Origin of the sequence: Synechococcus sp. LTW-R (assembly GCF_014217875.1) — a bacterium.
Classification (GTDB): domain Bacteria; phylum Cyanobacteriota; class Cyanobacteriia; order PCC-6307; family Cyanobiaceae; genus Vulcanococcus.
Genome location: NZ_CP059060.1, coordinates 1,012,192 through 1,038,599 on the forward strand (window position 1 = coordinate 1,012,192; position 26,408 = coordinate 1,038,599).

The following is a 26,408-nucleotide window of genomic DNA, read 5'->3' on the forward strand; positions in this document are numbered from 1 at the left end:
TCGACCTGCATCCAATCTGACGGGACAGGGGCGAAATGGGTAGCGGGAAACCGAATGGGTCCTACGGGATGGGCTCGATTTGCAGGGTGCTGTGCTCAATGCCCAGCTCCCGCAAGCGCTCCTCCCCAAGCCGCAGCAGATCGGCGGCCGGGACGCCCTGCACCTGGAGATGGGCTGTCAGGGCAACCCGGCGTCCACCCAACCCCCAGACGTGCAGTTCACTGACCGCCATCACTCCGGGCAACCCGCGCAGGGCTGCCTCGATCAGCTGGAGATCCTGGCCCTCGGGAACCGCATCCAGGCTGGCCGCCAAGGCTTGCTTGAGCAGTCCGTAGGCACTGACCATGACGGCCGCACCGACCGCGATGGCCGTGATCGCGTCCAGCTCGGTTCGGCCGGTCAGCGCCACCAAGATCGCGCTGAGCAGCACCGCCGCAGAGACCGCCGCATCGCTCAGCAGGTGCAGCACCGCCGCCCGGCGATTGAGATCCAGGTGGGAGTCCGTGCCAAAGAGTCGAGCCGAAAGCAAGTTGATCGCAATGCCCGCGGCGGCCGCCACCGCCACGGGGCCGGCCACCAGGGGTTCAGGCTGCTGCAGGCGGTCCAGCCCCTCCACCACCACCAGCAGCCCCGCACCAAAAACCAACAAGCCATTGATCAAGGCCGCCAGGTGGGTGCTGCGTCCATAGCCATAGGTGAAGCGACCGCGGGCAGGACGCAGGCTCAGCCGCTCAGCGCCCCAGGCCAGCAGCAGACCCACCACATCCCCCAGGTTGTGGATCGCATCGCCGATCAGGGCCAGCGAGCCAAAGCCGAAGCCAATCGCCAACTGGGCCCCGGTCAGCAGGGCATTGAGCAGAACGCTCCAGCGAAACGCTGCGGCTGCGCCTCCGTGATGGTGGTGATGCGCTCCCATCGATCAGCGGCAACCACACCACTTTTAGAGTGATTTCATGGCCGCATCCTCCCTGCAGCAACACGCCATTGCCCCAGCCACCGTGCTGCGGGGCGAAGGAGCTTGGGCTGAAGCCCTGCCCCTCATCGCTGGCCTGAGCCAAGCGCCGTTGCTGCTCGGCCGCAGCGCTGCCACCCAAGCCCTGCGCGAAGGGCTGAAGAGCGATCTGGAGCAGAACGGTCTGCGGGTGACCAGCGCGGAACTGGAGTTCGACTGCTGCGAAGCCGACCTCGCGCGCCTCGCCGAGCTGACCCAAGCCAACGGCTGCGACGGGGTGCTGGCCTGCGGCGGCGGCAAGGTCCTCGATGCCGGCAAGTTGCTGGCCCACCGCGTCGGCCTCCCCTGCATCACCGTCCCCAGCAGCGCGGCCACCTGCGCGGGCTGGACGGCCCTGGCCAACCTCTACAGCCCCCAAGGTGCCTTCGAGGGGGATGTCGCCCTCGATCACTGCCCCGAGCTGCTGGTCTTTGACCACTCCCTGGTGGCCTCGGCCCCCCAGCGCACCCTGGCCAGCGGCATCGCTGATGCGATGGCCAAGTGGTACGAGGCCTCCGTCAGCAGCGGCGCCAGCCGCGATGGCCTCGTGCAACAGGCCGTGCAGCAGGCCCGCGTCCTGCGGGATCAACTGCTACTGGAAGCCGAGCAGGCCCTCACGGAGGTGGGCGGCGAAGCCTGGGTCCGCGTCGCGGAAGCCAGCGGCCTCACCGCCGGCCTGATCGGCGGCATTGGCGGCGCCCGCTGCCGCACCGTGGCCGCCCACGCGGTGCACAACGGCCTGACCCAGCTGGAGGCCAGCCACGGCCAACTCCATGGGGAGAAGGTGGGCTTTGGAATCCTGGTGCAGCTGCGCCTGGAGGAAAGCATCGGCGGCAACCAACTGGCGGCCCAAGCCCGGCGCCAACTGCTGCCCTTCTTCCAACACCTGAACCTGCCGGTCAGCCTGACGGACCTCGGACTGGCCCAGGCCAGCCTCGCGGAGCTGCAGGCGGTGGCGGAGTTTGCCTGCCGCCCGGGATCGGATCTGCATCACCTGCCCTTCGCCGTCGGCCCGGCCGATGTGCTGGCGGCCCTCGTCAGCACCACCGCGGCCCTGAGCACGGTTGATGCCTGAGGCCCTGGATCAGCGGCAGCTGCTGGAGCGCGCCGCCAAAACCCTGCTGGATCCCCAAGGACAGGCCATCGCTCGGGCGGTGCAGTGGTGGGACCTGCCCAATGCCTGCGGCCAAACCAACGAGCCCTGGCCTGTAGCGGTTCTCGGCTCCGGTCCTCCGGTGCTGCTCCTGCATGGCTTCGACAGCTCCCACCAGGAATTCCGGCGGCTGAGCCCGCTGCTGTCGGCCCACGCCCAACTGTTCATCCCCGATCTCTACGGCTTTGGCTTCTGCCCACGGCCCGAGGGCGGCAACTACAGCCCCGTAGGCGTGCTGCGCCATCTGGAGGCCGTGCTCGACGCGGTACTTGAGCGCAGTGGCGCCAAGCGCGTCGGCCTGATTGGGGCGTCGATGGGGGGATCGGCGGCCGTGGAATTGGCCCGCCGACGCCCCGAGCAGATTGAGCGCCTGCTGCTGCTGGCCCCCGCCGGCCTTACCGGCAAACCAATGCCGGTACCTCCGCTCTTGAATCAGCTGGGCGCGCGCTTTTTGGCACTGCCGGCGATTCGCCGCGGGCTCTGCCGCAGTGCCTTTGCCCAACCCGACCGTGATGTCGGTCCCGCAGAACTGGAGATCGCCTCGATCCACCTGCGCTGCCCGAACTGGGCGCCGGCCTTGGCGGCCTTTGCCGGCAGTGGCGGTTTTGGGGGCTGCGGGCTGCCGCTGCCCAGCCAACCGCTCGAGGTGCTCTGGGGGGCCAACGACCGGATCCTGCAGGGCAAACCGAAAGCCGACGCGGCAGTTCTGTTAGGAGAGCGGATCACCGAGCTCAGCGATTGCGGGCACCTGCCCCACATCGATCTGCCCGGCACCGTGGTGCGCACCTGGCATGGCTGATCCCGTTCTGCAACTGCTGGCCAGTGGCCTGCAGTTCTGGATTCGCCAGCAATGCGAGTCCGTCGAGCAGCTCGAGCTGCAGCTGCACGGCTCCACCCTGGCGCTGCTGCGGGGCCGGCTGGAGGGGGTGAGCCTGGTGGCCCGCAAGGCGGTCTTCAGTGCCCTGGAGATCGAGCGGGTGGAGCTGCGCAGCGGGGCGATCAGCGTCCAGATGGGCAAGCTGATGAAGGGCCAGTCGCTGCAGCTCGAGCAGCCTTTTCCGGTGCAGGGGAGCGCAGAATTCAGTGGTCCAGGCCTCAGCCGTTCCTTCAGTGGCGCCCACTGGCGCGGGCTGGGGGACCAGATCAGCGAAGCGCTGCTGGGGCTGACGCCACTGCAGGAGCTGACGATCGAGAACGAGCAGCTTCTGGTGCGGGCCCAGGGGCGGGAGATGGCCACCCAGCCCCTCGCCGAGGCGGGCTGTGTGGTGCTGCAGCAATGCGATGGTCCCCAGCGCTACGCCCTGCCGGGGGACCCCAACATCACGATCGAGCAGGCGGAGTTGCAGTCCGGGCGGCTGCTAGTGAGCGGCACCGCGATGGTGCAGCCCTAGGCCAGGAAGGTCACCAGGGTGAAAAACACCGCTGGGATGAACAGATAGCTGTCGATGCGATCGAGGATGCCGCCATGGCCGGGCAGGAAATCGCCCGAATCCTTCACCCCGGCATCGCGCTTCATCATCGATTCGGTCAGGTCCCCCACCAGGGCAAAGACCGTGACCATCACCCCGAGCAGGGCGCCGATGGCCCAGCCCCAGCTCCAGCCCAGCAGCACCCCAAACAGGGCACCCAGCAGCATCGAGCAGACCAGACCCCCCAGAGCTCCCTCGACGGTTTTCCCCGGTGAGGTGGGAGAGAGCGGCGTGCGGCCGTAGCGGCGGCCAATCATGTAGCTGCCGATGTCCGTGGCCACGATCTGCAGGCAGGCCATCAGCATCAAGACCATCCCCGAGGTCAGCGGCCAAGGCCAGTGCTGCAGGTTGGGGGCCAAGAGCGGATCGGTGAGATCCCGCAGCCGAATCCAGTAGCTCGGCAAATAGCCCAAATAGAAGAGGGCAAAGATCGAGGAGGCGATATCCGCGATCGTCCCGGTGACGGGCTGCAGCAACAGCCAACCGCAGATGATCGCCCCAGCCACCGGCAGGACCGCGGCCGAGAGTTCCGCGGCAAAACCGACACCCGCCACATCACCGCCGTGGGCCCACTGGGTGGTGATCAACAGCAGCTGCACCAGCACCAAGGTGGTCTTGCTGGCCGGGCGGATCCCCTTGGCACGGGCGAGGTCGAAGTACTCGAGCAGCCCCAGGTGCACCATCACCCCAAGGGCGATCGTGAACCACCAGCCCCCCAGACCCACCACCAGCAGGCCAAAGGCACCGGCGGCGTAGCCGCTCAGCAGGCGCTGGGGGGAGGTTCGAGTGCGCGGGGGAGGAATCAAGGGCGTTCTGCCGCAATCAAGAAGAGCGGTTCGGCGGCCGCCAAACGGGCCTGGCTGCCGCGGCGCTGCATCCGGTGAACCGTGGCTTGCACCACCTGCAGATCAACCGCGGCCAGTTGTCCCAAGGTATCGGTGGCGTCCACCAACCCCTCCAGGCTGGCGGTACTGATCACGAGGCGACCGGCTGGGACCAGGGCCTCCCAGACCTGATGGAGGACATCCCGCAGCGGACGCCCCACCTCCAGCAGGACCCGATCGGGGCGCGGCGGCAACTGGGCCAACCCCTCGGGTGCTTCTCCCTGGTGGATGTGGAGGTTCTCGATGCCAAAGCGGCGGCGGTTGCGCTCCAGCAGCTCAATGCCGTCGGGATCCCGCTCCAGGGTGTGCACCGCTCCGGCGGGCATCAGCCGGGCGATCTCCAGGGCCAGGGCACCGGTGCCACCACCCACATCCCAGACCAGGGAGTCACTCTTGGGCCGCAGGTGCGAGAGCAGCATCACCCGCTGCTCCATCGGCGTAGGGCTAAAGCCCGGGGCATCGGCAAAGGCCGCATCCGGCAGCCCCGGGGTGACGAAGTCCCATTGGAAGGAGCCCTGGCCTGCCGCGGGCATGCTCCGCCTCACGCGATCACCACCTTCACCGTATCAGCGATCTGCTGGGGCCAAAGCCGGCGCTGCTCCTGCAACCAGGCGGCCCGCGGCCCATCGATGCGCTCGCCGGAAATCAACAGGGGAATCCCCGGGGGGTACGGGCAGAGCGGTTCCGCCGCCAGGCGCCCGGCGGCCTGATCCAAGGGAACGGCTTCACTCTTCGCCCGCCAGGCCTCGCCGAGGGGCAGCTCGGGGCTGGCGACCAGGGGCAATGGCGGCCGGCTGAAGGACCGTGCGCCAGCCCCACCCAGCTCCTGGCGCAACTGCTCAAGCACCGCCGGCAACAGCCGCAACAGCCGGCGCGGCGGCCGGAGACCCAAACAAAAGGTCAAACAGCCCGGTTCCGGCAGCTCCGCAATCACCCCCCGCTCCATCAACCACGCGTCCGCCTCCAGGCCATTGATCCCGTCGGCCGCGCAGATCCAGCTCAGGCGCAAGGGGTCCTGGGTCTCTAGTAGCTGAAAACCACAGGCCACCAGGCGCTGCCGCAGCCGCTCGCCGCACGTCAGGGCCCGGGCGAGTTGCCGGCGCCCCTTGGCGCTGTGGAGATGCTGCAAAGACGCTTCCGCGGACGCCAGCAGCAGGGCGCTGGGGCTGGAGGTCTGCAGCCAAAGCAATGCCCGCTCAATCCGCGCTGGATCGACGCCACTGCCGCTGCCCTGGAGCAGAACAGCGCTCTGGGCCAAACCGCCGGCGGCCTTTTGCAGGGACTGCACCACAAGATCAGCTCCGGTGCTCAGGCCCGAAGGCGGCAGGCGCGGATCCAGCCCCAGATGGGCGCCGTGGGCTTCATCGAGCAGGACCGGCACTCCCTGCCGCTGGGCCAGCGCCACCAGCGCCACGAGATCACCCACGCAGCCCTGGTAGCTCGGTGACACCAGCACCACGGCCGCCAGGGGGGCCTGGGCGAGGGCGGCGCGCAGGACCGCGTCCAAGTGCTCTGGACTGGGCGGCAACCAGAGCCCCGAGACCGGATCAAAGGGCAAATCAAAGAGCACGGGCTCAAGCTGCCCGAGCAAGCAGCCGTGCAGCAGCGAGCGGTGCAGGTTGCGTGGCAGCAGCACCCGCTCACCCGGCTGAGCGAGGGCCAGCAGACCGGCCTGGAGCAACCCACTGGCGCCATTGACGCCATACCAGCAGCGCTGGGCCCCGAGCAGCTGGGCGATGGCCGCTTGGCTCTCGGCCACGGCCCCCTCGGATTCCAGCGGCCCGCCGATCTCGGGCAGCTCCGGCAAATCCCAGCTCCCTGGGATTTGGCGCAGCAGTTGCGCCAGGGCAGGCGCCAGGGCACGTCCTCGGCCGTGGGCGGGGAGATGCAGCGGCAGACGCGGCCGGCGCCCCTGAAGCAACTGCTTGAGCAACACCATTCCTAGAGTTTGCTGCCAGCTGCCCCTCCCCCCGGTTCCATGGCCACCTACAACCCGGGGCGAGATCTGCGTTGGCTGCTGTTGCGGCCCTGGCTGTTGATCGGCCGCCTGGTGGTGGTGCTGAGCAGCCTGCTGAGCCTGGCGCTGGTGCTGGTCTTCCAGGCCAACATCCCCGATCCCAAGGTGCAACAGCGCCTGGGGCAACGCATTTTCTCCACCCTGACGGGCCTGGGACCCTGCTTCATCAAGGTCGGCCAGGCCCTCTCAACGCGACCGGATCTGGTGCGGCGCGATTGGCTGGATCAGCTGACCCAACTGCAGGACAACCTGCCGGCCTTCCCCCACGCCATCGCCCTGCAGACGATTGAGGCGGACCTGGGGGCTCCGGTCCAACAACTCTTTGAGGAGTTCCCGGACTACCCCGTGGCGGCGGCGAGCCTGGGCCAGGTGTACCGGGCCAAACCCGTCGGCGGCCACTGGGTGGCGGTGAAGGTGCAGCGCCCCCAGCTCGAGCGGCAACTGCGCCGGGATCTGGTGCTGATTCGCCTGCTCGGCGTGATGGCCGCTCCTTTTCTCCCTCTGAACCTGGGCTTTGGCCTGGGGGAAATCATTGATGAATTCGGTCGCTCCCTATTTGAGGAGATCGACTACCGCAAGGAGGCCGACAACGCCGAGCGCTTCGCGCGGATGTTCGAAAAGAACCCAGCGGTGATCGTGCCGCGGGTGGACCGCAGTCTCTCTGGGGAGCGGGTGCTGACGACGACCTGGATCAACGGCACGAAGCTCCAGCAGCGCCAGGAGCTGGAGGCCCAGCAGCTCGATCCAGCCGCATTGATCCGCACGGGGGTGATCTCGGGGCTGCAGCAACTGCTGGAGTTCGGCTACTTCCACGCCGACCCCCACCCCGGCAACCTGTTTGCCCTGCCGGGCAAAACTGGAGCGATGGGCCATGTGGCCTACGTGGACTTCGGGATGATGGATTCGATCAGCAACAGCGATCGCCTGACCCTGACCGGGGCGGTCGTGCACCTGATCAACCGCGACTTCGAAGGCCTGGCCCAGGACTTCGTCGATCTGGGCTTCCTGAATGCCAAGACCGATCTGACGCCAATCATTCCCGCCCTCGAGGAGGTGCTGGGCGGCGCCCTGGGGGAGAACGTGGGCTCGTTCAACTTCAAGGCGATCACGGATCGCTTCTCGGAGCTGATGTACGCCTATCCCTTCCGGGTGCCGGCGCGCTTCGCCCTGATCATCCGCGCCGTGGTCAGCCAGGAGGGCCTGGCGATGCGTCTGGACCCGAGCTTCCGGATCATCAACGTGGCCTACCCCTACGTGGCCCGGCGCCTGCTGGCGGGGGACACCGCGGAGATGCGCGAGAAATTGCTGGAGGTGCTCTTCGATCAGGAGGGCCGACTGCAGCTGGAGCACCTGGAGAACCTGCTGCAGGTGGTCGAAAACGACGACGGCGGTGGCGGCGCCACGGACCTGCTGCCGGTGGCAGGCGCCGGCCTGAAGTTGCTGGTGGGCGAAGAGGGCAAGAGCCTGCGCCAGCGGCTGCTGCTGACCCTGGTGCGCGACAACCGCCTCAACACGGATGACCTGCGCGGTCTGATGGACCTGATGCGGCGCACCTTCTCCCCGCGGCGCGTGGCAGGCCGACTGCTCACCCGGCTGAACCCGCTGGCCGCTTAGGGTCAGCGCGATTTGCAGACCACCAATGTCCCTGGCCCCGATCAACCTGAGCGAAGCCACCCAGGACTTCGCGACAGGGGACTTCGGTGACCTGGAGCCGGGCGACATCCTGCTGGAATTCGCCCCGATGTTCCAGCCGCCCTACGTGCTGGCGGGAATCGGCCTGGCCATGGGCATCCTCTGCGGCCTGACCTTCGCCAAGCTCGTGCAGAACAAGTTGGACGGCTGGAAGCAGGACCGCCTGGCCTTGCTGCCCCTGGGGAACTTCGAGACCAACCTCCCCTACACGGGGATCATCGTCGGCATCACCCTGTTCATCGGCGGCAGCCTGCAGATCTTCGGCTTCGCCTCGGGTGCAGCGCTGCTGGTGGCCTTCGTGCTGTCCATGGCGACGGCTGGCGCGCTGTGGGTGCAGCTGGAGCGGCTGATGACCCAAGTCGAGAACGGCACCTTCAGCGCCGTCGACTTCGACAACTTCGACGAGTTCTTCTAAGCCGCCAGATAGGCGTGCATCGCCTCGGAGCGGCGGCGCAGCTCCTCGTGGGCCTTGCGCTCCAGGCTGCGGGCGCGGTCGCGGCTCATTTCCAGGGAGCGAGCGATGGAGCTCAGGCTCATCGGCTCCTCGCAGTCGATGCCGTAGCGCATCTTCAGGACGCGGCCCTGCAGGTCCGGCAGTTGGTCCAGCAGCCCCCGCATGTCCATCCGCAAGCACTCGCCATCCACAAGCTCGGAAGGCTGGGTGCCGTCGGCCGCCAGCAGGTCCAGCAGCTCCGTGTCATCCCCGTCGCCCACCTTGGTCTCCAGGCTCACCGGCTGACGCGCGCGGCAGAGCAGGTCCTTCACCTCCTCCTCCGGCAGGTCAACAAACTCAGCCAGCTCCGTCACGGTTGGCGTCCTGCCGAGCTCTTGGCTCAGTTCCCGCTGGCCCTTCTTGAGCTTGTTCAGGGTCTCCGTGATGTGGATCGGCAAGCGGATCGTTCGGCTCTTCTCTGCAATGGCCCGTGTGATCCCCTGGCGGATCCACCAATACGCATAGGTACTGAACTTGTAGCCGCGGGTCGGGTCGAACTTCTCAACACCCCGGACCAGGCCAATGGTTCCCTCCTGGATCAGATCCAGGAGCTCCATGTTCCGCTTGGTGTACTTCTTGGCCACGCTCACCACCAACCTCAAGTTGGCGGCCACCATCCGCTCCTTGGCCCGCTGACCACTGCGCAGCCGCTTCTTGAGTTGAACCTGCGTCAGACCCGCTTCTTTAGCGAGCACCGCAGGCGAAGGCTTCTCGACGCCCTCACGGCTCGCCAGTTCCTGCTCCAGCACCTCAAGTGCCACCAGCTCTTGGACCTGACGGCCCAGCGTGATCTCCTGCTCGTGGGTCAGCAGCGGCACCCGGCCGATGTCCCGCAGGTACGAGCGCACCAAATCCGTTCCGCCGGCCAGCGCGGTCTCGCGGTCAGCTCGCAGGATCGGAACGGAAGGCATCGCGGAAACGAATTACGAAACCCAGGGGTTTCGTAAGGCAGATGCGGAACCGTATCACTTTTTTCTGGTGAGCAAAATGCTTTTGGGCACAGCGCTGAGATGGCCGCCGAACGACTGCAAAAGCTGATCGCCCAGGCGGGGGTCTGCTCCAGGCGCCGTGCCGAGGAGCTCCTCAGGGACGGCCGCGTCACGGTCAATGGCCAGCGGGCCCAGCTCGGGGACAAGGCCGATCTCAACAGTGATTCGATTGCCCTCGATGGCGAACCGCTCGGAGCAGCGGCCGAGCCGATGGTGCTGCTGCTCAACAAGCCCGCCGGGGTCCTCAGCAGCTGCTTTGACCCAGAAGGCCGGCCGATCGTGCTCGACTTCCTTCCCCCCGAGCTCGCCCGGGGCCAGGGGCTCCACCCGGTCGGGCGCCTGGACTTTGAAAGCCGTGGGGCCCTACTGCTGAGCAATGACGGCGCCCTCACCCTGGAACTGACCCACCCCCGCTTTGCCCACCGCAAGACCTACCGGGTCTGGGTCCAAGGCCGGCCCAGCCAACGGGTGCTGGATCAATGGGCCCGCGGGGTGAGCCTCGATGGGGCCCCCTCCCAGCCGGTACAGGTCAGCGTCGCCGACAGCGAGCCTGATCACACCCTGCTTGAGCTGGTCATGGGTGAGGGAAAAAACCGCCAGATCCGTCGCACCGCCGAGCTTCTCGGCCACCGTGTCGTCGATCTCCAGCGCGTCGCCATCGGCCCGATTCATCTCGGAGCACTGCCAGAGGGTCGCTGGAGACGAATCAACGACCAAGAATGGAATTAACCAGCTGATCGGCCGGAATGCCTCGGTTCGCCCTCTCCATCCCAGGTTTCTCGCGTCTGCTGGGCCGGGGTAACGGCGGAGAGGGCTCCGCTTCGGAGATCCCCGAACCGGAAGATCCCTTACTGGAAGTGGGCCGGCGGCTCAAAAGCGAGCGGGAAGCCCGGGGCCTGAACCTGCGGCAGATGGCCCTCGAGACCAAGATCAGCACCCCCGTGCTCGAAGCGCTCGAGCGGGGCTGGCGCGATCGACTTCCAGAGGGCGCCTACCTCAAATCCATGCTCCCGCTGCTGGAGGAGTACCTGAACCTGCCAGGCGGCAGTCTCTCGGCCGCCCTGCCTGCGGAAAGCGAAAGCGCCACAACGCCCGGCATGGTGCAGCGCTTTACCCCGGGGTCGATCGATGTCTTCAGCAGCTGGCAAGGCACCGTCCTCTACGGCGCGATCACCCTCGGCCTGATCTACGGCCTGAACCTGCAGCAGCGCCAACTCGCCGCGGCCAACCTGCTGAGCTACCAGCCGATTCCAGCCCTCAAACCGAGCGAGCAGGCCAAACCGGTCCAAGCCGGCAACAGCCTCTTGGCCGCCTACCCCGACCTCAAGCCACTCGAGCGCGCCAAGCAAGGCAGTGGCGCCGCCGCCCTGCGCCAACAACTCCAAGACCCCAAACAACAAGGACAGGGCGTGCTCGAACTCAACCTGAGCCAGGCCAGTGCCCTGGACCTCAGCAGTGAGGGGGGCCAACGCACCCGCCTCAGCGGCAGCAAGGGACAGGTGGTGCTGCAGCTGCAACCGCCCCTGACGCTCTCGATCGCACCGGCACCGAAAACCGGTGAGGTGCTCTGGAACGGCAAGCCCCTGGCCGCCCTAGCCAAGCAGCCGGGACGGTTCCAAGTGCCGGCGCCCCAGGCTCAGCGTCCGTAGCGGCGGGCCAATTCCCCATAGCCCAGGAGGGGGCCGGCCACTGAGGCAATGGACTGGGGCAGGCGCCAGGTCCAGTTGCCCTCCGTTGTCCCAGGGGTGTTGAAGCGGGCCTCATCCCCCAAGTGCAAGAGGTCCTGCAGCGGCACCAGGGCCAATCCGGCATTGGTCTGGAGGGCCAACTCCAGCAGCTGCCAGCCCGGGGCATGAACGGGACCGGTCAGGGCCTCCACCTGAGCGCGCTGTTCCTGGCTGAGCTGCTGCCACCACCCAATCGAAGTGGCGTTGTCATGGGTGCCCGTGTAGACGACCCAGTTCTCCCCCTTGATGTTGGCCGGGAGGTAGGGATTGGCTGGATTGCCGTCAAAGGCGAACTGCAGGATCTTCATCCCGGGCAAGCCGAAGCGATCCCGCAGGGCTTCCACCTCAGGGGTGATCACGCCCAAGTCTTCGGCGATCAATGGCAGCGGTGAGGGCAGCCGTGTCTGCAATTGGCGCAACAGGCTGGTACCCGGCGTCCGCACCCACACCCCACGCTCGGCGGTGCGGTCCGCACCAGGAACGATCCAAGCGGCTTCCAGAGCGCGGAAGTGATCGATCCGCAGCAGGTCAAAGACCTCCAGCTGACGGCGCAGGCGGCGCTTCCACCAGCGGAAACGGCTCAAGCGATGCAGCGCCCAGCGGTAGACGGGCGTGCCCCAGAGCTGACCGGTCTCTGAGAAGTAATCCGGCGGCACACCGCTCTGCAAACGGAGACGTCCGGAGCGCTCCACCGAGAAGAGGCGGCGATGGCTCCAGACGTCGGCGCTGTCATGGGCGACGTAGAAGGGGATGTCGCCGATCACCTGCACGCCGACGCGGCGAGCATGCTCAAGCAGCTGCTGCCACTGCACCTGCAGCTGCCACTGGAGCAGGGCTTCCCGCAACAGCGGCTGCGCGTGGGACTGGTCAAAGGCCTGAAGGGCCGAGCGTCGCCGGCGGGCCAGGGGAGCCGGCCAAGACCACCAGGGCTGACCACCCTGGTGTTGTTTCAGGACGACAAAGCGGCAGTGGTCCTTGAGCCAGTGGCCTTCCTGCCCTCGCCACTGCTCAAAGGCCTGCCGGACACTGGCATCCCAGTTCGGGTAACGCTGCAGCAACGCATCCGCCAAAGCCGCTGAGCGGCGCTGGGCCAGATCGAAGTCCAGCCGGGTTTGCGGCTCGGCCGTGGGGAGTCCGCGCAGGTCTTCAGCGCTGAGGAGACCAGCGGTCAGCAACGCCTCCGCGTCCAGGAACCAGGGATTCAGAGCGAACGCACTCGGGGCGCTGTAGGGGGAGCCCAAACCATCGGTGGGCGCCAGCGGTAGGACCTGCCAGGCCTGAATACCCTGACTGGCAAGCGCCTCCACCCACTGGTGGGCAGCTGCCCCAAACGTCCCGCAGGCCGGCGTCCCCGGGAGGGCCGTGACGTGCAGCAGGACCCCGGCGCGTCTCATGGGTTGGGGAGCTTGTAGCGGCTGATGATCCGCTTAGCGAAGGCCGGAATGTGGGCGTCGACCTTCTCGGGGTGATTCCGCCGCAGCCAGAGGGCATTACGGGTGAAGTGGGAGTCGATGGAAAAACGGCCGTACTCCAACCCCTGGGGTCCAAAGCGACCGACAAAGCAGCCAATGATGTTGGCTAGCCAGATCGGCAGCTTGACCGCCTTGTCGTAGGCATCGATCCCCTGCTGCACCGCCGCCTGGCGCTGCCCGCGACTGGTCACCGGTGCGACATCCAGTTCAGCCTCCACGAGATCCAGTAGTTGCTGACCGCGGGGGTTGCGGACCGTGAGCCATTGGCAGCCAAACGTCGCCCCCATGTAGCCGACCACCAGGTCGGCGCCGGCATTGGTGTAGTCAAAGCAGCTCAGACAGCTCGGTGCGAAGACGTTCTTGAGCTTGGGAGTATCCAAGCCAAAGAAGGGCACCGTCTCCTCACGGCCATCGCTGTGGCGGAAGTGGATCCGGAAGTCCTGCATGAACTCGTAGTGCACCACGGTCTCCGGGGAGCTGACCGTGGTCTCCAGGAAGGTCTGCAGACCCTCCCGCGAGACGTTGTCGGTGCAGGGCAGACCCAGCACGTAGAGCTGATCGAGGGGCAGGGTGGACTCCACCGCCCGCAGGGCCTGGATCTGGCAGCCTACGCCGATGGCCAGGAGGTTGCGGATGCCGCTGCCCGGCAGCTGCTCCAGCACCTCCAGGTTGGGGGAGAGGGTCGGCTTGTTCACCCGTGCACTGAGCACCTCCTCCGGGGTGCGGGCCAAGCGGGGAACCGGAGTGAAGCGATCGTCCTCGCTTTGACCGACGCAGAGCACGGCATCCACCAGGCCACTCTCCAGGGCCAGGACGCCAATGCGGCTGGCGATCCCCGTCCACTGGGCTCCGGCGATGGGCTGCTGGAGGCGGGCGGTAAGCATCCGCTGCTGCACGCCGAAGTAGAGCTCGTTCTCGTTCTCGAGATCACGGCTGCGGCCATGGGCCGCGGTCTCCATCGCCTCAAAGCGCTGGTTCAAGAAGGCGCAGCTGTCTTTGACGTAGGCGACCCAACGACTGTCGCAGAGGCCGCACTGGCTGCAGAGGTCCTTGGCCGGATAGGTGCTGCCCTTGGCCAGGGGCTTGGCCCGCTCATGGGGCAGCGGTGAGCCTGGGGAGGAGGCGGCGACAGACAAGGACTTGGCCGGGCGAGGCCACAACCTATCTGGCATGCCTGCAATAACGGCGTCAGAACCGGCTGACCTAAGTCAAAGTGGGGCGTCCTTGTCCGCCGCCCGTCCATGGCGAATCGCCCGCAGCGCAGTGCTCGCCAACGGGCCTCAATCCGTCTCTTGGCCGCTGGGGCGGGAATCGTGGCGGGCCTAGGGACCCTGAGCCGGGTCTGGCCCCTTCAAGACCACTCCGCCAAAGAGGACGGTCCGCCCAGCGCCGATGCCCTGGCGGAGCGGCCAAACCGGGCCTTGAACGTGCTGCTGATCGGCAGTGACGCGGACCATCAAGGCGCCATCAGCAACGGGGCCGCCCCCGCCGGACCCGCCAACAGCGACGCGCTGCTGCTGGTCCACATCGACCCCGATGGCCCCGTGCAGGTCATGAATCTGCCGGTCGAAGGGGCCGTGCGCCTGCCTGGGGATGCAACGCCGGTCCCCCTCGGAAGCCTTTACCGGCGCGGCGGCACGGCCCTGGTGGCCAGCGCCAGCGCCGAGCTGCTCGGGCTCCCGGAGGGAGAACCAGAGCGATACGTCGTGCTGCCCAGAACCGCCCTGCGGGAGCTGGTGGATGGAATGGGTCGTCTGGAGCTGGCCCCTGACCGGACCATGGCCTACACCGATCAAAGCCAGAAGCTGACCATCGCCCTGCAGGGGGGCCTGCAACAGCTCAATGGCGCCCAAGTGGAGCAGTACCTGCGCTTCAAGGACCCCCTGAACGGGCAGGAGCGCCGCCGGGACCGCCAGGAGCTGGCGATTACGACCCTGCTGCGTCAGATGCGCCAGGGAACCCAGCTCCAGCGCCTGCCGTCCCTGGTCAGCGAGCTGCGGCCCCAGGTGGACAGCAACCTCAGCCCCCAGGAGGTGCTGAGCCTGATGGCGGTGGCCCTTGAGCCCGGCCAGACCGTCCAGTTCCAGACCCTGAGCCTGCGGCCGGCCCTCAATGGGAAGGCATCGATGCGGGAGCTGGAGGAGCGGCGGCTGCAGCCCCGCTGGCCGCAATAAGGCGCCAGCGCAGATCCGCTGAAGCCTCCTGATCGCCCAGGTGGCCCAGCCAAGGCAGTCCCTCAGTGCGGCGATCGGCGGGGCTCCAGTCCCCACCCGCCTGAATCAGCCCCAGGAGGGGCACGCGGTAGTGGCGCAGCAGCGCCCAATGGCTCCGGGCGAATCCCGCTACGCGGTCGGCGTCGCTGCAGACCAGACAGGTCGGGATGCGCCAGGCCCCCAAGGCTTCAGCCCAGCACTCCCATCCTGAAACGGTCTGCCCCGGGTCGAACGCCAAGGGTTGAAGCCAGCCTGGCGACGCCGCCGTGAGCGCTTGGAACGCGCGATTGCAATCGGCGAGATCGCCCGGCCAGTCAGGCAGGAGCCGCCACTGACAGAGCTGAGCGAGCTGGGCAGCCGCCGAGCCGATGCGCCCACCAGGGGCCACCAAACACACCCCGGAATTGGTGCTGAATTCGGGGGAATTCGTCAACGGATGGGGCTCCAGAGTGCTGACCGCGAACCGAGCGGCTTCTACGATCGGAGTTCTACCGTCCAGCCAGCGGCCCCGTGACCAGTTTCCTGACCGCAGAACGGGTCGATCAGGCAAGCATGGGCCACGACACCAAGCGCCTGCGCCTGTTCAGCGGCACCTCGAACCAGGCCCTGGCCCGCGAAATCGGCGCCTACCTGGGGGTCCCTGATGGCCCGCGGGTGATCAAACGCTTTGCGGACGGCGAGCTCTACATCCAGATCCAGGAATCGATCCGGGGCTGTGACGTCTTCCTGATCCAACCCACCTGCGCCCCGGTGAACGATCACCTGATGGAGCTGCTCGTGATGGTGGATGCCTGCAAACGGGCCTCGGCCCGGCAGATCACGGCGGTGATTCCCTACTACGGCTATGCCCGGGCCGACCGCAAGACGGCTGGACGCGAGTCCATCACCGCCAAGCTGGTGGCCAACCTGCTCGCCAAGTCGGGGGTGGACCGGGTCCTGGCCATGGACCTGCACTCCGCCCAGATCCAGGGCTATTTCGATATCCCCTGCGACCACATCTACGGCTCACCGGTGCTGGTGGATTACCTCTCCGGCCGTGACCTCGGTGATGTCGTGGTGGTCTCCCCGGACGTCGGTGGTGTGGCCCGGGCCCGCGCCTTCGCCAAGCAACTCGGCGACGCCCCGCTGGCGATCATCGACAAGCGCCGCTCGGGCCACAACGTGGCCGAGAGCCTCACGGTGATCGGCGATGTGGCCGGCAAGACCGCGATCGTGATCGACGACATGATCGACACCGGCGGCACCATCTGCGCCGGCGCCCGCCTGCTGCGGCAAAACGGCGCCACCCAGGTGCTGGCCTGTGCCACCCACGCCGTCTTCTCCCCGCCTGCGGTCGAGCGCCTCTCTGAGCCGGGACTCTTCGAGGAGGTGATCGTCACCAACTCCATCCCCCTCAGCGAAGACCGCCACTTCCCGCAGCTCCAAGTGCTCTCAGTCGCCAACATGCTCGGTGAGGCGATCTGGCGCATCCACGACGAGAGCTCCGTGAGCTCGATGTTCCGTTGAGGCAAAACTCCTTCTAGGAGCCAGGTTTACCCAGGAACACTGGGCCTGTTGCTAAAAGGTGTTGCAGAACTGCTGCTTTACCCAGCAATGGGGAGACCGCAAAAGGTCATTCAGCAACGCGCCAACGGCACCTACTACGTCCGCCTCCACAAGGACGGCAGGAGGCTCACAAGGAGCCTTGGCACCAAGGACCCGCTCGTAGCGGCTTCAAGGGCCTCAGAGGCCATCAGAAGCCTTCAGGAGGACGAGCGCGGGCTTGAGGCGGAGCGCTGGCCCGGAGACGAACCGGCCGTCATCGGTGAAATGCAGCCCGACGGGACGTGGGTAGAGCGGGAAACAACCTGGCGGGAAATCGCTGAGCCAGAAGAGCTTTTGAGAACGGACTGGAAGGACCTCCTCAGGGAAGCCGTGGCAGTCAGGAAGCGCTCTGAAGGCAAAGACTTCTCAGACAGCTGGTACACGAACAACGAGCTCGCCATTCGCGACTGCCCTTTCACGCTCGATGAAGCCTCTCCGAAGGCCATCCGTAAATGGATCGAGTCAATGGGGCCAAGCGGCAAGGGCTACAAGGGCCGCACTGTGGAAATGCGATGCGGCGCACTGAGCAACCTGATCAATGTCTCGATCAAGTCAGGTCTGCTCGAGGAGTTCTCGAACCCGTTTGAAAAGGTCAGCTTCACGAACAAGAGCACGAAGCACATCTACACAGCATCAGAAGAGGACTACGAACGGATGAAAGCTGTCCTGGAGACAGCCCCAACCGGAACACGACTGCTGCTTCTGATCCAGATGTATGGGGGGACGCGAGTCAGCGAGGTGCAAAAGCGCGAGCCAAAGGATTTCGACCTCGAAGCAGGGACGATGACGATTCCGATAGGTACAGGCAAAAACAAGTCGTCAGAGCGCACCATTCCGCTTCCCTCGTGGTTGTGCGAAGAGATAAAAGCCTGGGGCTTTCAGAGAAGCTGGCCTGTGACGACGGGCGTGAATCAAAGACTGAGCCTGGCCAAGAAAGAGCTAACGACTCACTCGTTTCGGCATGGCTTTATTCGGCTGAGCCGCGAACTGGGCTGCGAGCCGATGGCCATCGAAGCCTTCATCGGTCACCGCCTACCGGGAATGCAGGCCACATATGGATCGGGATTCTCAGTGAACGCTCTTGCAAAAGCAGCTGCACCAATCTGGAAAAGAATCGACGAGCTGACTAGTCGCGCATAGTCCAGGAACTAACGCATTAAAGGGAAGCCATTGGGACCAGTTAAAAGCCCCTACCGACTACGAGACCAAACGAACAGGCTCAGCCGCAAACGGGGCTCAAACACTCATTCAACAGATTTTAGTCGACTAAAATGGGCCTATTTGAGATAGAAAGGATTAGACACGAAGCCAACGAGCAACAACTTCACTACCTAAGGACCAACCTTGAACCAGAAGATCTAGCAGGCGTAGACCGGCTCATACAAGAAAGCCAAAAGGCATTCAGAACATACTCACATCACCTGGAAGCCATCTTCTCAGTTTTGACATGTGCGCCAAATGAACTACACATGAAGAGCATCGAGGAATCGGTCATTGCTCACCTAAAAGAACAAGGAATAAGCGCAACCTGGATTTCAATGGTGAAAGGCGCATTAAGGCTTAGAAAGCTAATAAGCAGCCATCGGGAGTGGTATAGCGATGACGAGGCCAAAGTGTTACTCGGCCTTGAATCAGAAAAGGCATACCTGGCAAGCCGAATGACCATCGAGGGTCAGAAAAGACTCTGCAAGATCCACCAAGAGCGTGGAGGGATATCGGTCAGAGAGACACGCAAACACCTCAAGGATTTTCAATTTGACCCGTCATCCCTATGGAAAGGCACGTCACAAGCCAAAAAGAAGACGCAAGAGAGAAGCATCGGGGCCGCAAACTAGCTTGAGCCACAAAGAGCTGTCTCTCAGGAGGTGTTAGACCTTGTCAATCAACTAAGTATAATCATAGAGAGCCTTTCAGAGCTTCATCAAGCCTGGGAAAAGGATCCAAGGGTTCATGCAATGGTCGACAGAGCTCTACTAACCAGACTCACGAGAGCTTTCTGCATCGATTGGCGCGAAGAGCAGAATGAATATGATTTCTAAACTGAAGCCCTTGGCATAAGTAGAGTAACAAGCAGATACTAATGGAATAAAGGAGTCTTGGCCAAGCCAGAGAGCAAGCGAGCTCGAGCAGGCTCCACCCAAGACTCCAAGCTAGCGTAGACTCAAGAAAGCACTGTCAAGAACGCAAAACGACCAAAGGGGACTAGCAAAACTATGCGATCAAAAGTTATAGTCTTTTTGTCTATAGTGACTCTCGGAACATTTGGCTGCTCGCCCGATGCTGGAAAAACAGAGAATATTGATTTAAAGCCGAAACGACTTGAGTTACTCAGTAAATCAAGCAAGACACTTAGCGAAAAGGAAGTTCAGAAGATTGCAGAAGACATTGTGGTTATGATTGAAGGCCCCGCTGATCCTGGCAGTGGATTTCTTTTATCACACAGTGATGGCGAATACACCGTAGCGACGGCATGGCACGTCCTAAGGAGTGCACAAGCAGGCGATGAATTATGGATACACACGTCTGACAACAAGAAACACAGATCATCCATGGACACTATAACTAGAGTGCCCGGCGTTGACCTGGGCATCGTAACATTCAAGTCAGAGGCTAGATATAGTGTTGCTCAAATCGAAAGGAACGACTTCGTAGATTCTGGCGATGTAATATATGTCTCTGGGTACCCCAAGCCGACTACCTCTATACCAGTGCAGCTTCTGAGAACACTCTCAGGCAAGATTGTTGGAATTAGCTCAAAGAAAATACCTGACGGATATCAGCTTCTTTATACCAACAAAACTCTGCCCGGCATGAGTGGAGGACCTGTCCTAAGCGCCAGAGGAGGCGTCATCGGAGTGCACGGAAGAGCAGAAACGGATATTGCACTAACCGAGCAGGCGCAGGTAGCGGTTAAGACTGGCACCAATCAAGGAGTGCCCGTCGAATATCTTCTTAAAGCCATCGACCGAGTAGATCTGATCGAGACCAATAGAGTTCGCGGCAAAGAGAACGAATACATAGCAAAGGCCATCCAATTGGTAGAGGAAAGCAAGCGGATGCACATGCTACTTGTGTATGAGTCGGAAGCGTTTGCGAGCAATGAAAGCAAGGTTGTACCAGCATCGCTTACCAAGCGTGCGTTGGAGATGGTAAACAAGGCGATAGAAATAAACCCACAGGGCTACTATTATTACCTACGCGGCAAGTACAGGTTTAATTGCATAAACTATAGCCTCGCCTGCGGGAACGGTGGCTCAAAGAGTATTAAAGAGGATTTTAGAAAAGCCATTGAACTGGAGCCTGATTTGGCCGAAGCATATGTCGCCCTTGCAAAGGAGACGAGTGCATATGAAGACCGGGATGAAGTTCTACGCTTAACCGAAAAGGCTATTTCACTAAACCCACGGCTTGTCGATGCCCACATAAGAAAGTCATTTGTAGCAGGACTTATTACCGACAGCGAAGAGGCTGGTATTTCAGGTGAACAGTGGGGAAGACTTCACGATCAAAGGCGCCAAGCATCTATCGACGTTCTTAGAAGGGCCCTCAAGATAATGCCTCTAAGTTACGAGCTTAATCGGGAGCTGGCAGATAAGCTGAAGAGTTTTGCTTGGCAACTGAATGAGGCCAACCCGCAATATAGACGTCTTCTGAAAGAATCTGTTGATCTATACACAAAAGCAATCAGCATAAAACCAATAGATGAATACGGAATTGGCTCTGACTATCAGATGAGAAGCTCAGCCTACAGATCCCTAGGTGACTTCACCAAAGCAAGGAATGACGAGATAGCCGCAGTAGAAATGATACTTTCAGGAAATTTTCCAGAAAACAAATGGCTCGGAAAACTCGCAAGTGCCTATCAGAGTATTGGGGACTTTGAGGACAAACTGGGTAACCTAGAATCCGCCAGAAGCTATTACAAGAAATCAATTGAGACCCTTAACATTGAGCCCGCGAAGAATGCATTGGGAGTGAGCATCGAGCTTCACTTGAACGAGATTCAACGGTCGGCACAGAAGAAGATGACATTAGCATATAAGAATGGTGACCTTGATGAATCATGCCTTGACTTTGACCTTTGGTTAGCAACTCACGAAGCTGGAATCAGGTGGTACTGGTTCCCAGAGAGTGAAGAACTTGATAGCTGGAAGGAACGTTGTTCAGGCAAAGTCAGCCCATATAGGTCTGTTGTTCAGGCGAGAAAGGGAAAGTACTATTTTTGAGCTGATTGCTAAGTCAAGTTGCGCGAATGCGTGCTGATATAAAGTGGTACCAGTGATCTTGGAAGTGATGAGGCTTCACGCCTTGGCAGTTGCGAGCGTCCTTGCGGTTCAGCCATCTGTACACGCGGCTGAACCTCTTGCATCCAGCATCTCCTGCATGGATGCTGAAGGAATCCCGGCGACCGTGGTCTCCACCAAGAGCGGCAAGCGGGTCCCGATCATCTACTGGAAGAGCGAGACCTTCAGCAGCTCAGGCTGGAACCCAACTCGCCGCTGCAAAGAAGTCTCCGCTCGTTTCCAGGAGTACCACCAAGCAGGAACACTGGAGTTCATCACCACTGGTCGGATGAACGGAATGCCAGTGCTTTGTGTCTCCAAGACCGACGGCGGCGGCTGCGCTGGTCTCCTCTACACGCTTAAGCCTGGTCAGAACGCAACTGCAACACTCAAGAAGCTCTTTGACATTAGAAATAAGCCTGGTGCAGCTCCTCTTGAGGAGACAACCGCTCGTCTCTACGTGAACTTCGAGACTGTCGTCCGAAACAAGGCTGCATCAGGGGTGACGTCCAGTCCGTCCTTGGTGAAGCCTGTAGCTGGTCCGAATCAGTCTGCACCGCTTTTCTGATCAGCCATGAGACAGATCGTCGTTCGCGCAGGCCTGCTTGCTGCTCAAGCTCTGGGTCTAATTGCTGTCTCGGCAGGCGGTGTCAAGGCGGACACGAATAAGGACGTTCAGGATTTCATTGGGCTGATTAAGCAGACCGGCACCAAGGTCCAAAAGAGCGATAAATGTCCCGGTGATACCTATGGTTTTTACCAGCAACCACAGAAAGACGGTACGGGTGACCGAATTGTCTTCTGTACAAACAACATTGACCTAGAGGATACCAGTGCTGTCTGGGAGGTTCTTGCTCACGAGGGTGCTCACGTCATGCAGGCCTGTAATGGCGGTCTGCTTTGGAAAGACGAGTACCACCCACGGATTCTGAGGAACCTCAAGGAACGCGCTCCTCACTACGCCAAGATCCTGGATCAGTACAGGGGGCGGGACAAGATGTATGAGCTTGAGGCCTTCGATATGGAGCTCAAGACCGCTCAGAACGTCATTCGATACTTCCGGGAGTTCTGCAAAGAGGCAGAAGAAACGCCACAGACAGCTGAGGCTCAACCAGCTCCAACAGGGAGAAACAGCTCGGTCGGTTCTGTGCTAGCAGTGGTTGGTGGAGAAGAATCCTTCAAGACACTGATGGCTTGGGCTGCAGAGAATCTGACAATTCAAGAGCAGCAACAGTTAATGGCGATTCTTAAGTCAGGGAACATAGAACAGATTAAGAAAACTCTAATTGCACTACAGAACCGGTTTAATCAGACTCAGAGTTACCAGAATTACAGATTATTCTAGGCTTGCGATTACTTACAGTAGTCTTCGAGCGAGCCCTGCATCTTGTCATATCTTAAGGCCAACTTCCAATCTCTACAGGCGCCAACAATGTCGTTAAGACGGGATTTGGCCATGGTTCGCAATGCATAAAGCTGGGCCATCGGGAAGGGGGCATCTGGAGCAAGGGGCAATGCTTTATTAACTAAATCAATCGTTTTCCCCGGTGAACCAATCCCTTGCTTCATAAGTTCATAGCCTATTCTGTAGCGCAAGCAGTCATCTTTGTCATAAGAACAATACTCCGGAGAATTTAGATAGTATTTCTCATACAGCGAGCCATCAAGAGTCACAAAGGAAGAAGAACTAGCAAGCTTCCAGTAAGGCTCCCAGTTATTTGGATCGAGGTCTCTGGCCTTCTCGTAAGCTGTGATTGATTGCAGAGTATTCTCTCGCTTAAGTGAAGGGTTAGCAGAAGTCGATCTGGCTCTGATGTAGTCGCCATAGGCAACATAAGCATCAGAGCTTGATGGAACTCTGGTCATCATTTCATCAATCACCAGCTTTCTTTCTCGCTTATCAGTGTATGTTCCAAGCAGTGCAATATATCCACTGACGGTGTTCGGCTCTAACCTAATCGCTGTTCTGTAATCACGCCTAGAGCGCAGCCTATCGGACTCTGCCGAGCCACGCTGAATATATAGAGATGCATTCTTAGGGTCCAGTCTTATTGCATTACTAAAGTCATCAACAGCATTTAGTTTTTGAAGTGCTATTTCTTGATCGACTGCGTCTACGGAAATCTGGAGCGGGATGGTGATCCTGTACATAGGGAATGCCTTCCTGGCAGCACCACGAAGCTCATAGGCTTTAGCACTGGGCTTAATCTGAAGAGCCAACGTAGATAGACGGATAACTTCACGAGCACGAGACTGATCGATACGTGGGTCGTTCAAGGTCATCCGTTCACGGAAAAGAAGAGACGATGTATTGGCAGCAGCAACTAGATACTCATCAAATCGAGAACTACTAGTACCTCCTGGCATCGGAGTAGCAGATGGGACTGCTCGGACTGATGTATTAGACCTCCCCAGGACAGAGTCCTCCTTCCTCGACAACGTACCGTACAAATTAATTGGCAGAGCAAGGTTTGTACCCGTCTTTACTGATACACCTGACTGCTCAGTAGCTTTGAAATCTGTTTCACCTCGCCCATGTATCCCCACTAAAAGACCGAAACTATTAATGACGGCACCACCACTCATTCCAGGTAGCGTACGGTTCGTATAAAGTATTTGATAACCATCTGGAAGTGGAGCAGGACTATAAGCAATCACTTGACCCGGCAAGAATCGCATGATTCGAACCGGGACTGCTGTTGTTGAGAGCGGAAAACCTGCAACATAGATTTTAGCCCCTTGACTAATTTTGTCAGCGCTTCCAATTTCAACGGGCTTATACACTTTAGAGCTTTTAAATGTAATAGCCGCCATGTCTACATTGCCTATTCTCCTTGCATTCACAATGCTTGTCTTATGACTTGCACCGTCAGGCGTCTTAATGACAATTTCTTCACCAAGCCGATTTCCATTGATTACATGCCAGGCGGTTAATACTGTATATTCTTCACCACGACGATCTACGAGAACTCCTGAGCCTTCAGTAGCACCTTCCACTAACACACTCGCACTTCTCGCCACTTCAGCAATTTCTGAAGCAGTCTTTGCTATGCACGGCAATGGTGAAATAAATAGAGCAAAAGTAAGCCCAAAGACTCTTCCATACAGAGTGTTTTTTACTAATGAATGGAGAGCCATCGCTTATAAGCCCTGGAAAGCAGAGCAAGGAGCAAAGAATGCTAGAGTATTGTATACCAAGTATTGACGGAAGAGATCCTTGAGTTTAAACAGGGCAATAGTTACTTGTGCACTATTAAGCTTAGCCGCTGGGTGCATGCAGAGTAGTTATTCATTAGATGAGGACAGCGGCATCAAACATAACAATGATTATGAGGTCAAAGTCATATCACCTGGGGCTTCTGCATTGGGGAAGAGGGAGCTAAGCCAAAAGTCAAAGGATATTTCACTATTAGTACAGGGTCCATCATCACCAGGAAGTGGCGTAATTATTGCAAGGACAGGAGCAAATTATTATGCACTTACCGCATGGCATGTACTTAAAAACTATGTAGAAGGAGAAGAGCTGCAGGTACGGACATCAGACGGCCAATGGCATGATGTAGTGTCATCCTCCATCAAGAAGATACAAGGAGTGGATATAGCCGAATTCACTTTTAGATCAAGAAATAAGTATGCAATAGCTGAGGTTGGCAATTTAAAGAGTCTCAGTCCCGGAGATGATGTATTTGTTTCGGGTTTCCCACTGCCAACAAGTTCAGTGCCGAAGAGCATTCACAGGTTTTTAGAAGGAAGTCTTGTAGCCCTTTCGGGGCAATCACAAGCCGATGGATATGATCTTTTATACTCTAATCCAACCCTGCCAGGAATGAGTGGGGGGCCTGTACTCTCCAAAAGAGGAGGATTAATCGGAGTGCATGGTAGAGCCGAGACTGACGTTACTCTTAGCGAGCAAGAAGGTATTGCTGTCAAGACCGGAATCAATCAGGCGATTCCAATCACACATGTATTAAAGCAGTTAAATGTAGGTTCAGTCCAAAAGGATCTATCACTTCCAGATGAGCATCAGCAACTGATTGCAGCAGCTACTCAGAAGATTGATTTGATTAAGACGATAAGAGAATCTACGCACCGAACAGAGTGGAAAAATGACCAGCGCAGAAACGAACTTAACGGAATGTCTGCTTCTCTTGCAAAGCAAGCCGTAGACCTAGTTTCAGCTTCGATCGTTCACAAGAAAGTCGGATATTCATATTACCTTCGTGGAACTTACAAGTTAGTAGCGAATGGATATCAACTCGATCAATACTCAGAAGATAGTATTTTAAGCGACTTCAAGAAAGCACTAAGCCTCGATGATCAGATAGCCCCGGCATATTTACGAATAGCAAGCATGATGGAATTTAACAATTACGAACTTGGAGACAAGAAGAACTTGGATGTAATCCGGTATTATGAAAAGGCACTTAGCCTTGACCCTTTTCTTGAGGAGGGTTACCTAAGGTACGGTGCAATTTACTGGGATCCCGACCATGTAGAAAAGAAATTAGCGATTTACGAGCGTGGGCTCAAGAAGATTCCAACCAGTGCGCGGCTTAACTGGGAAGTAGCTAACAATATATTGGCAATTGCAGTGAAAAGATCTATCAAGCTACAGAACGAAAAGACAGATGCAATGATCAAGAAGAACGCATATGACTTTGATAACCAGCCAGCACAAAATAAAAGGATTAGAGAAGAAGTGGCTAAGGAGATGGGTTATAGGAAGATCCTGTTGCGAGCTGAGAAGCTATTGGATACCTCGTTGGCCATGAACCCTGGAGACAGTTTTTGGGCAAGAAGATATAGAGCAGATGTCAGGGACAAGCTAGGAAACAAGAAGGGTGCAATCGATGACTATTCAATTCATATCTCTACCTCAACATTAGTTTGGCCTGAAGACCTCGCCAAGCTGAGTGATCTTTACAGAGAGGCCGGCAACCATAGCGGAATAGTAGATACAGTTGATACGGCGTTTCTTCTTCAATCCAAAAAGATTGTAAAGTTCACGGATTTTACACAATACGCAAATCTCTATATAAAGAGGGCCCAAGCTTACGAAGCTATGGGAATTCACGCGAAGGCATGTGAAGATCTTGGGGGCTTCCTTGCATATGGAGGAGGTTATGAGTTTGTCGGCTCAAAGGAAGACTTTGCTTCTTGGGCCGGTAGATGCAACTGGGAAGTGCCAAAGGAGATACTAGATAACTATTTTTAATAATGCCTAAATTGCGGTGTCTCTAATAGTTAGTGGAACAATCTTCTCTTGCTGTTCGAGCTCGAGCGTTAACCGACGGCCAAAATCATCTAAAAATTCACCATAGATTTCTGAGTGCCTTCACGATGGGCCTCACAGACGACTCTCTCTCCCACTTTCTCTCTTAGGCCCCCTATCGCAGAGCTGAGCTCCTACCTGTTCAACAGTGCACTCAGCGGTGAAACAG

24 protein-coding genes are annotated in these 26,408 nt (G+C 60.0%); 15 read left to right on the forward strand and 9 right to left on the reverse strand.

From position 1 onward, the window contains the following. Window positions 1-61 precede the first annotated feature (61 nt). Complete coding sequence (locus H0O22_RS05775; protein ID WP_185188008.1) at window positions 62-916, reverse strand: cation diffusion facilitator family transporter; 855 nt, start codon at window positions 914-916, stop codon at window positions 62-64. Window positions 917-953: 37 nt separating this feature from the next. Here H0O22_RS05775 and H0O22_RS05780 point away from each other — a divergent pair, with 37 nt between their 5' ends. Genes H0O22_RS05780 through H0O22_RS05790 form a run of 3 tightly spaced genes read left to right on the forward strand, consistent with a single transcriptional unit; the run spans window position 954 to window position 3,535 of the window. Continuing rightward, entirely contained in the window at window positions 954-2,066 is a 1,113-nt protein-coding gene (locus tag H0O22_RS05780; protein WP_185188009.1) for an iron-containing alcohol dehydrogenase family protein, read from the forward strand. Beyond that, complete coding sequence (locus tag H0O22_RS05785) at window positions 2,059-2,943, forward strand: alpha/beta fold hydrolase (protein ID WP_185188010.1); 885 nt, start codon at window positions 2,059-2,061, stop codon at window positions 2,941-2,943. Before H0O22_RS05780 ends, H0O22_RS05785 begins: the two co-directional genes overlap by 8 nt. Next, the gene (locus tag H0O22_RS05790; protein WP_185188011.1) at window positions 2,936-3,535 is read left to right on the forward strand and encodes a DUF2993 domain-containing protein; all 600 of its coding nucleotides are present in this window, start codon (window positions 2,936-2,938) and stop codon (window positions 3,533-3,535) included. Before H0O22_RS05785 ends, H0O22_RS05790 begins: the two co-directional genes overlap by 8 nt. On the opposite strand, the gene H0O22_RS05795 is transcribed toward H0O22_RS05790, so the two are convergent. The 3 genes from H0O22_RS05795 to H0O22_RS05805 are packed head-to-tail and all read right to left on the reverse strand — an operon-like array spanning window position 3,532 to window position 6,436. Further along, complete coding sequence (locus H0O22_RS05795) at window positions 3,532-4,419, reverse strand: phosphatidate cytidylyltransferase (protein ID WP_185188012.1); 888 nt, start codon at window positions 4,417-4,419, stop codon at window positions 3,532-3,534. The genes H0O22_RS05790 and H0O22_RS05795 overlap by 4 nt on opposite strands. Next, complete coding sequence (cbiT, locus tag H0O22_RS05800) at window positions 4,416-5,030, reverse strand: precorrin-6Y C5,15-methyltransferase subunit CbiT (protein ID WP_185188013.1); 615 nt, start codon at window positions 5,028-5,030, stop codon at window positions 4,416-4,418. Before cbiT ends, H0O22_RS05795 begins: the two co-directional genes overlap by 4 nt. Before the next feature lie 8 nt (window positions 5,031-5,038). After that, on the reverse strand, window positions 5,039-6,436 hold the full coding sequence (locus tag H0O22_RS05805) for an aminotransferase class I/II-fold pyridoxal phosphate-dependent enzyme (RefSeq protein ID WP_185188014.1): 1,398 nt from the start codon (window positions 6,434-6,436) through the stop codon (window positions 5,039-5,041). Window positions 6,437-6,475: 39 nt separating this feature from the next. Here H0O22_RS05805 and H0O22_RS05810 point away from each other — a divergent pair, with 39 nt between their 5' ends. Next, a complete protein-coding gene (locus tag H0O22_RS05810) occupies window positions 6,476-8,128 on the forward strand; it encodes an AarF/ABC1/UbiB kinase family protein (protein ID WP_185188015.1) in 1,653 nt (550 codons plus the stop codon). A gap of 25 nt (window positions 8,129-8,153) precedes the next feature. Beyond that, complete coding sequence (locus tag H0O22_RS05815; protein WP_185188016.1) at window positions 8,154-8,621, forward strand: hypothetical protein; 468 nt, start codon at window positions 8,154-8,156, stop codon at window positions 8,619-8,621. Here the strand turns inward: H0O22_RS05815 and H0O22_RS05820 are convergent. Then, on the reverse strand, window positions 8,618-9,610 hold the full coding sequence (locus H0O22_RS05820) for an RpoD/SigA family RNA polymerase sigma factor (RefSeq protein WP_185188017.1): 993 nt from the start codon (window positions 9,608-9,610) through the stop codon (window positions 8,618-8,620). The genes H0O22_RS05815 and H0O22_RS05820 overlap by 4 nt on opposite strands. A gap of 99 nt (window positions 9,611-9,709) precedes the next feature. Between H0O22_RS05820 and H0O22_RS05825 the strand changes: the two genes are divergently transcribed. Next, window positions 9,710-10,417 carry a pseudouridine synthase gene (locus H0O22_RS05825; protein WP_185188018.1) on the forward strand — a complete coding sequence of 236 codons (708 nt, stop codon included), beginning with the start codon at window positions 9,710-9,712 and terminating at the stop codon, window positions 10,415-10,417. A 17-nt stretch (window positions 10,418-10,434) separates the two neighbouring features. After that, a complete protein-coding gene (locus H0O22_RS05830; RefSeq protein WP_185188019.1) occupies window positions 10,435-11,337 on the forward strand; it encodes a RodZ family helix-turn-helix domain-containing protein in 903 nt (300 codons plus the stop codon). Here H0O22_RS05830 and malQ read toward each other — a convergent pair. Then, complete coding sequence (gene malQ / locus H0O22_RS05835) at window positions 11,325-12,809, reverse strand: 4-alpha-glucanotransferase (protein WP_185188020.1); 1,485 nt, start codon at window positions 12,807-12,809, stop codon at window positions 11,325-11,327. The two genes, H0O22_RS05830 and malQ, sit on opposite strands and share 13 nt — an antisense overlap. Further along, on the reverse strand, window positions 12,806-14,023 hold the full coding sequence (locus H0O22_RS05840) for a Coenzyme F420 hydrogenase/dehydrogenase, beta subunit C-terminal domain (RefSeq protein ID WP_185188021.1): 1,218 nt from the start codon (window positions 14,021-14,023) through the stop codon (window positions 12,806-12,808). The genes malQ and H0O22_RS05840 overlap by 4 nt, the downstream gene beginning before the upstream one ends. A gap of 105 nt (window positions 14,024-14,128) precedes the next feature. On the opposite strand from H0O22_RS05840, the gene H0O22_RS05845 reads away from it, so the two are divergent. After that, a complete protein-coding gene (locus tag H0O22_RS05845; RefSeq protein WP_185188022.1) occupies window positions 14,129-15,061 on the forward strand; it encodes an LCP family protein in 933 nt (310 codons plus the stop codon). Here the strand turns inward: H0O22_RS05845 and H0O22_RS05850 are convergent. Next, window positions 14,997-15,533, reverse strand: coding sequence for a hypothetical protein (locus tag H0O22_RS05850; RefSeq protein ID WP_185188023.1), 537 nt, complete (start codon window positions 15,531-15,533; stop codon window positions 14,997-14,999). The two genes, H0O22_RS05845 and H0O22_RS05850, sit on opposite strands and share 65 nt — an antisense overlap. Before the next feature lie 77 nt (window positions 15,534-15,610). Between H0O22_RS05850 and H0O22_RS05855 the strand changes: the two genes are divergently transcribed. The 6 genes from H0O22_RS05855 (at window position 15,611) to H0O22_RS05880 (ending at window position 22,312) form a co-directional block, all read left to right on the forward strand. Beyond that, entirely contained in the window at window positions 15,611-16,606 is a 996-nt protein-coding gene (locus tag H0O22_RS05855) for a ribose-phosphate pyrophosphokinase (protein WP_185188024.1), read from the forward strand. 48 nt (window positions 16,607-16,654) lie between these two features. Further along, window positions 16,655-17,824, forward strand: a complete 1,170-nt coding sequence (locus tag H0O22_RS05860) for a site-specific integrase (protein ID WP_185188025.1) — start codon at window positions 16,655-16,657, stop codon at window positions 17,822-17,824. Between the two features lie 131 nt (window positions 17,825-17,955). Further along, the gene (locus tag H0O22_RS05865; RefSeq protein ID WP_185188026.1) at window positions 17,956-18,519 is read left to right on the forward strand and encodes a hypothetical protein; all 564 of its coding nucleotides are present in this window, start codon (window positions 17,956-17,958) and stop codon (window positions 18,517-18,519) included. A gap of 411 nt (window positions 18,520-18,930) precedes the next feature. Then, window positions 18,931-20,910 carry a serine protease gene (locus tag H0O22_RS05870; protein WP_185188027.1) on the forward strand — a complete coding sequence of 660 codons (1,980 nt, stop codon included), beginning with the start codon at window positions 18,931-18,933 and terminating at the stop codon, window positions 20,908-20,910. 67 nt (window positions 20,911-20,977) lie between these two features. Then, complete coding sequence (locus H0O22_RS05875) at window positions 20,978-21,535, forward strand: COP23 domain-containing protein (protein ID WP_185188028.1); 558 nt, start codon at window positions 20,978-20,980, stop codon at window positions 21,533-21,535. A gap of 6 nt (window positions 21,536-21,541) precedes the next feature. Beyond that, window positions 21,542-22,312, forward strand: a complete 771-nt coding sequence (locus tag H0O22_RS05880; protein ID WP_185188029.1) for a hypothetical protein — start codon at window positions 21,542-21,544, stop codon at window positions 22,310-22,312. Window positions 22,313-22,320: 8 nt separating this feature from the next. On the opposite strand, the gene H0O22_RS05885 is transcribed toward H0O22_RS05880, so the two are convergent. Continuing rightward, the gene (locus H0O22_RS05885) at window positions 22,321-24,105 is read right to left on the reverse strand and encodes a serine protease (RefSeq protein ID WP_185188030.1); all 1,785 of its coding nucleotides are present in this window, start codon (window positions 24,103-24,105) and stop codon (window positions 22,321-22,323) included. 136 nt (window positions 24,106-24,241) lie between these two features. On the opposite strand from H0O22_RS05885, the gene H0O22_RS05890 reads away from it, so the two are divergent. Continuing rightward, window positions 24,242-26,182 (forward strand): serine protease, encoded by a 1,941-nt coding sequence (locus H0O22_RS05890; protein ID WP_185188031.1) that lies wholly within the window; start codon window positions 24,242-24,244, stop codon window positions 26,180-26,182. Window positions 26,183-26,408: the final 226 nt, after the last annotated feature.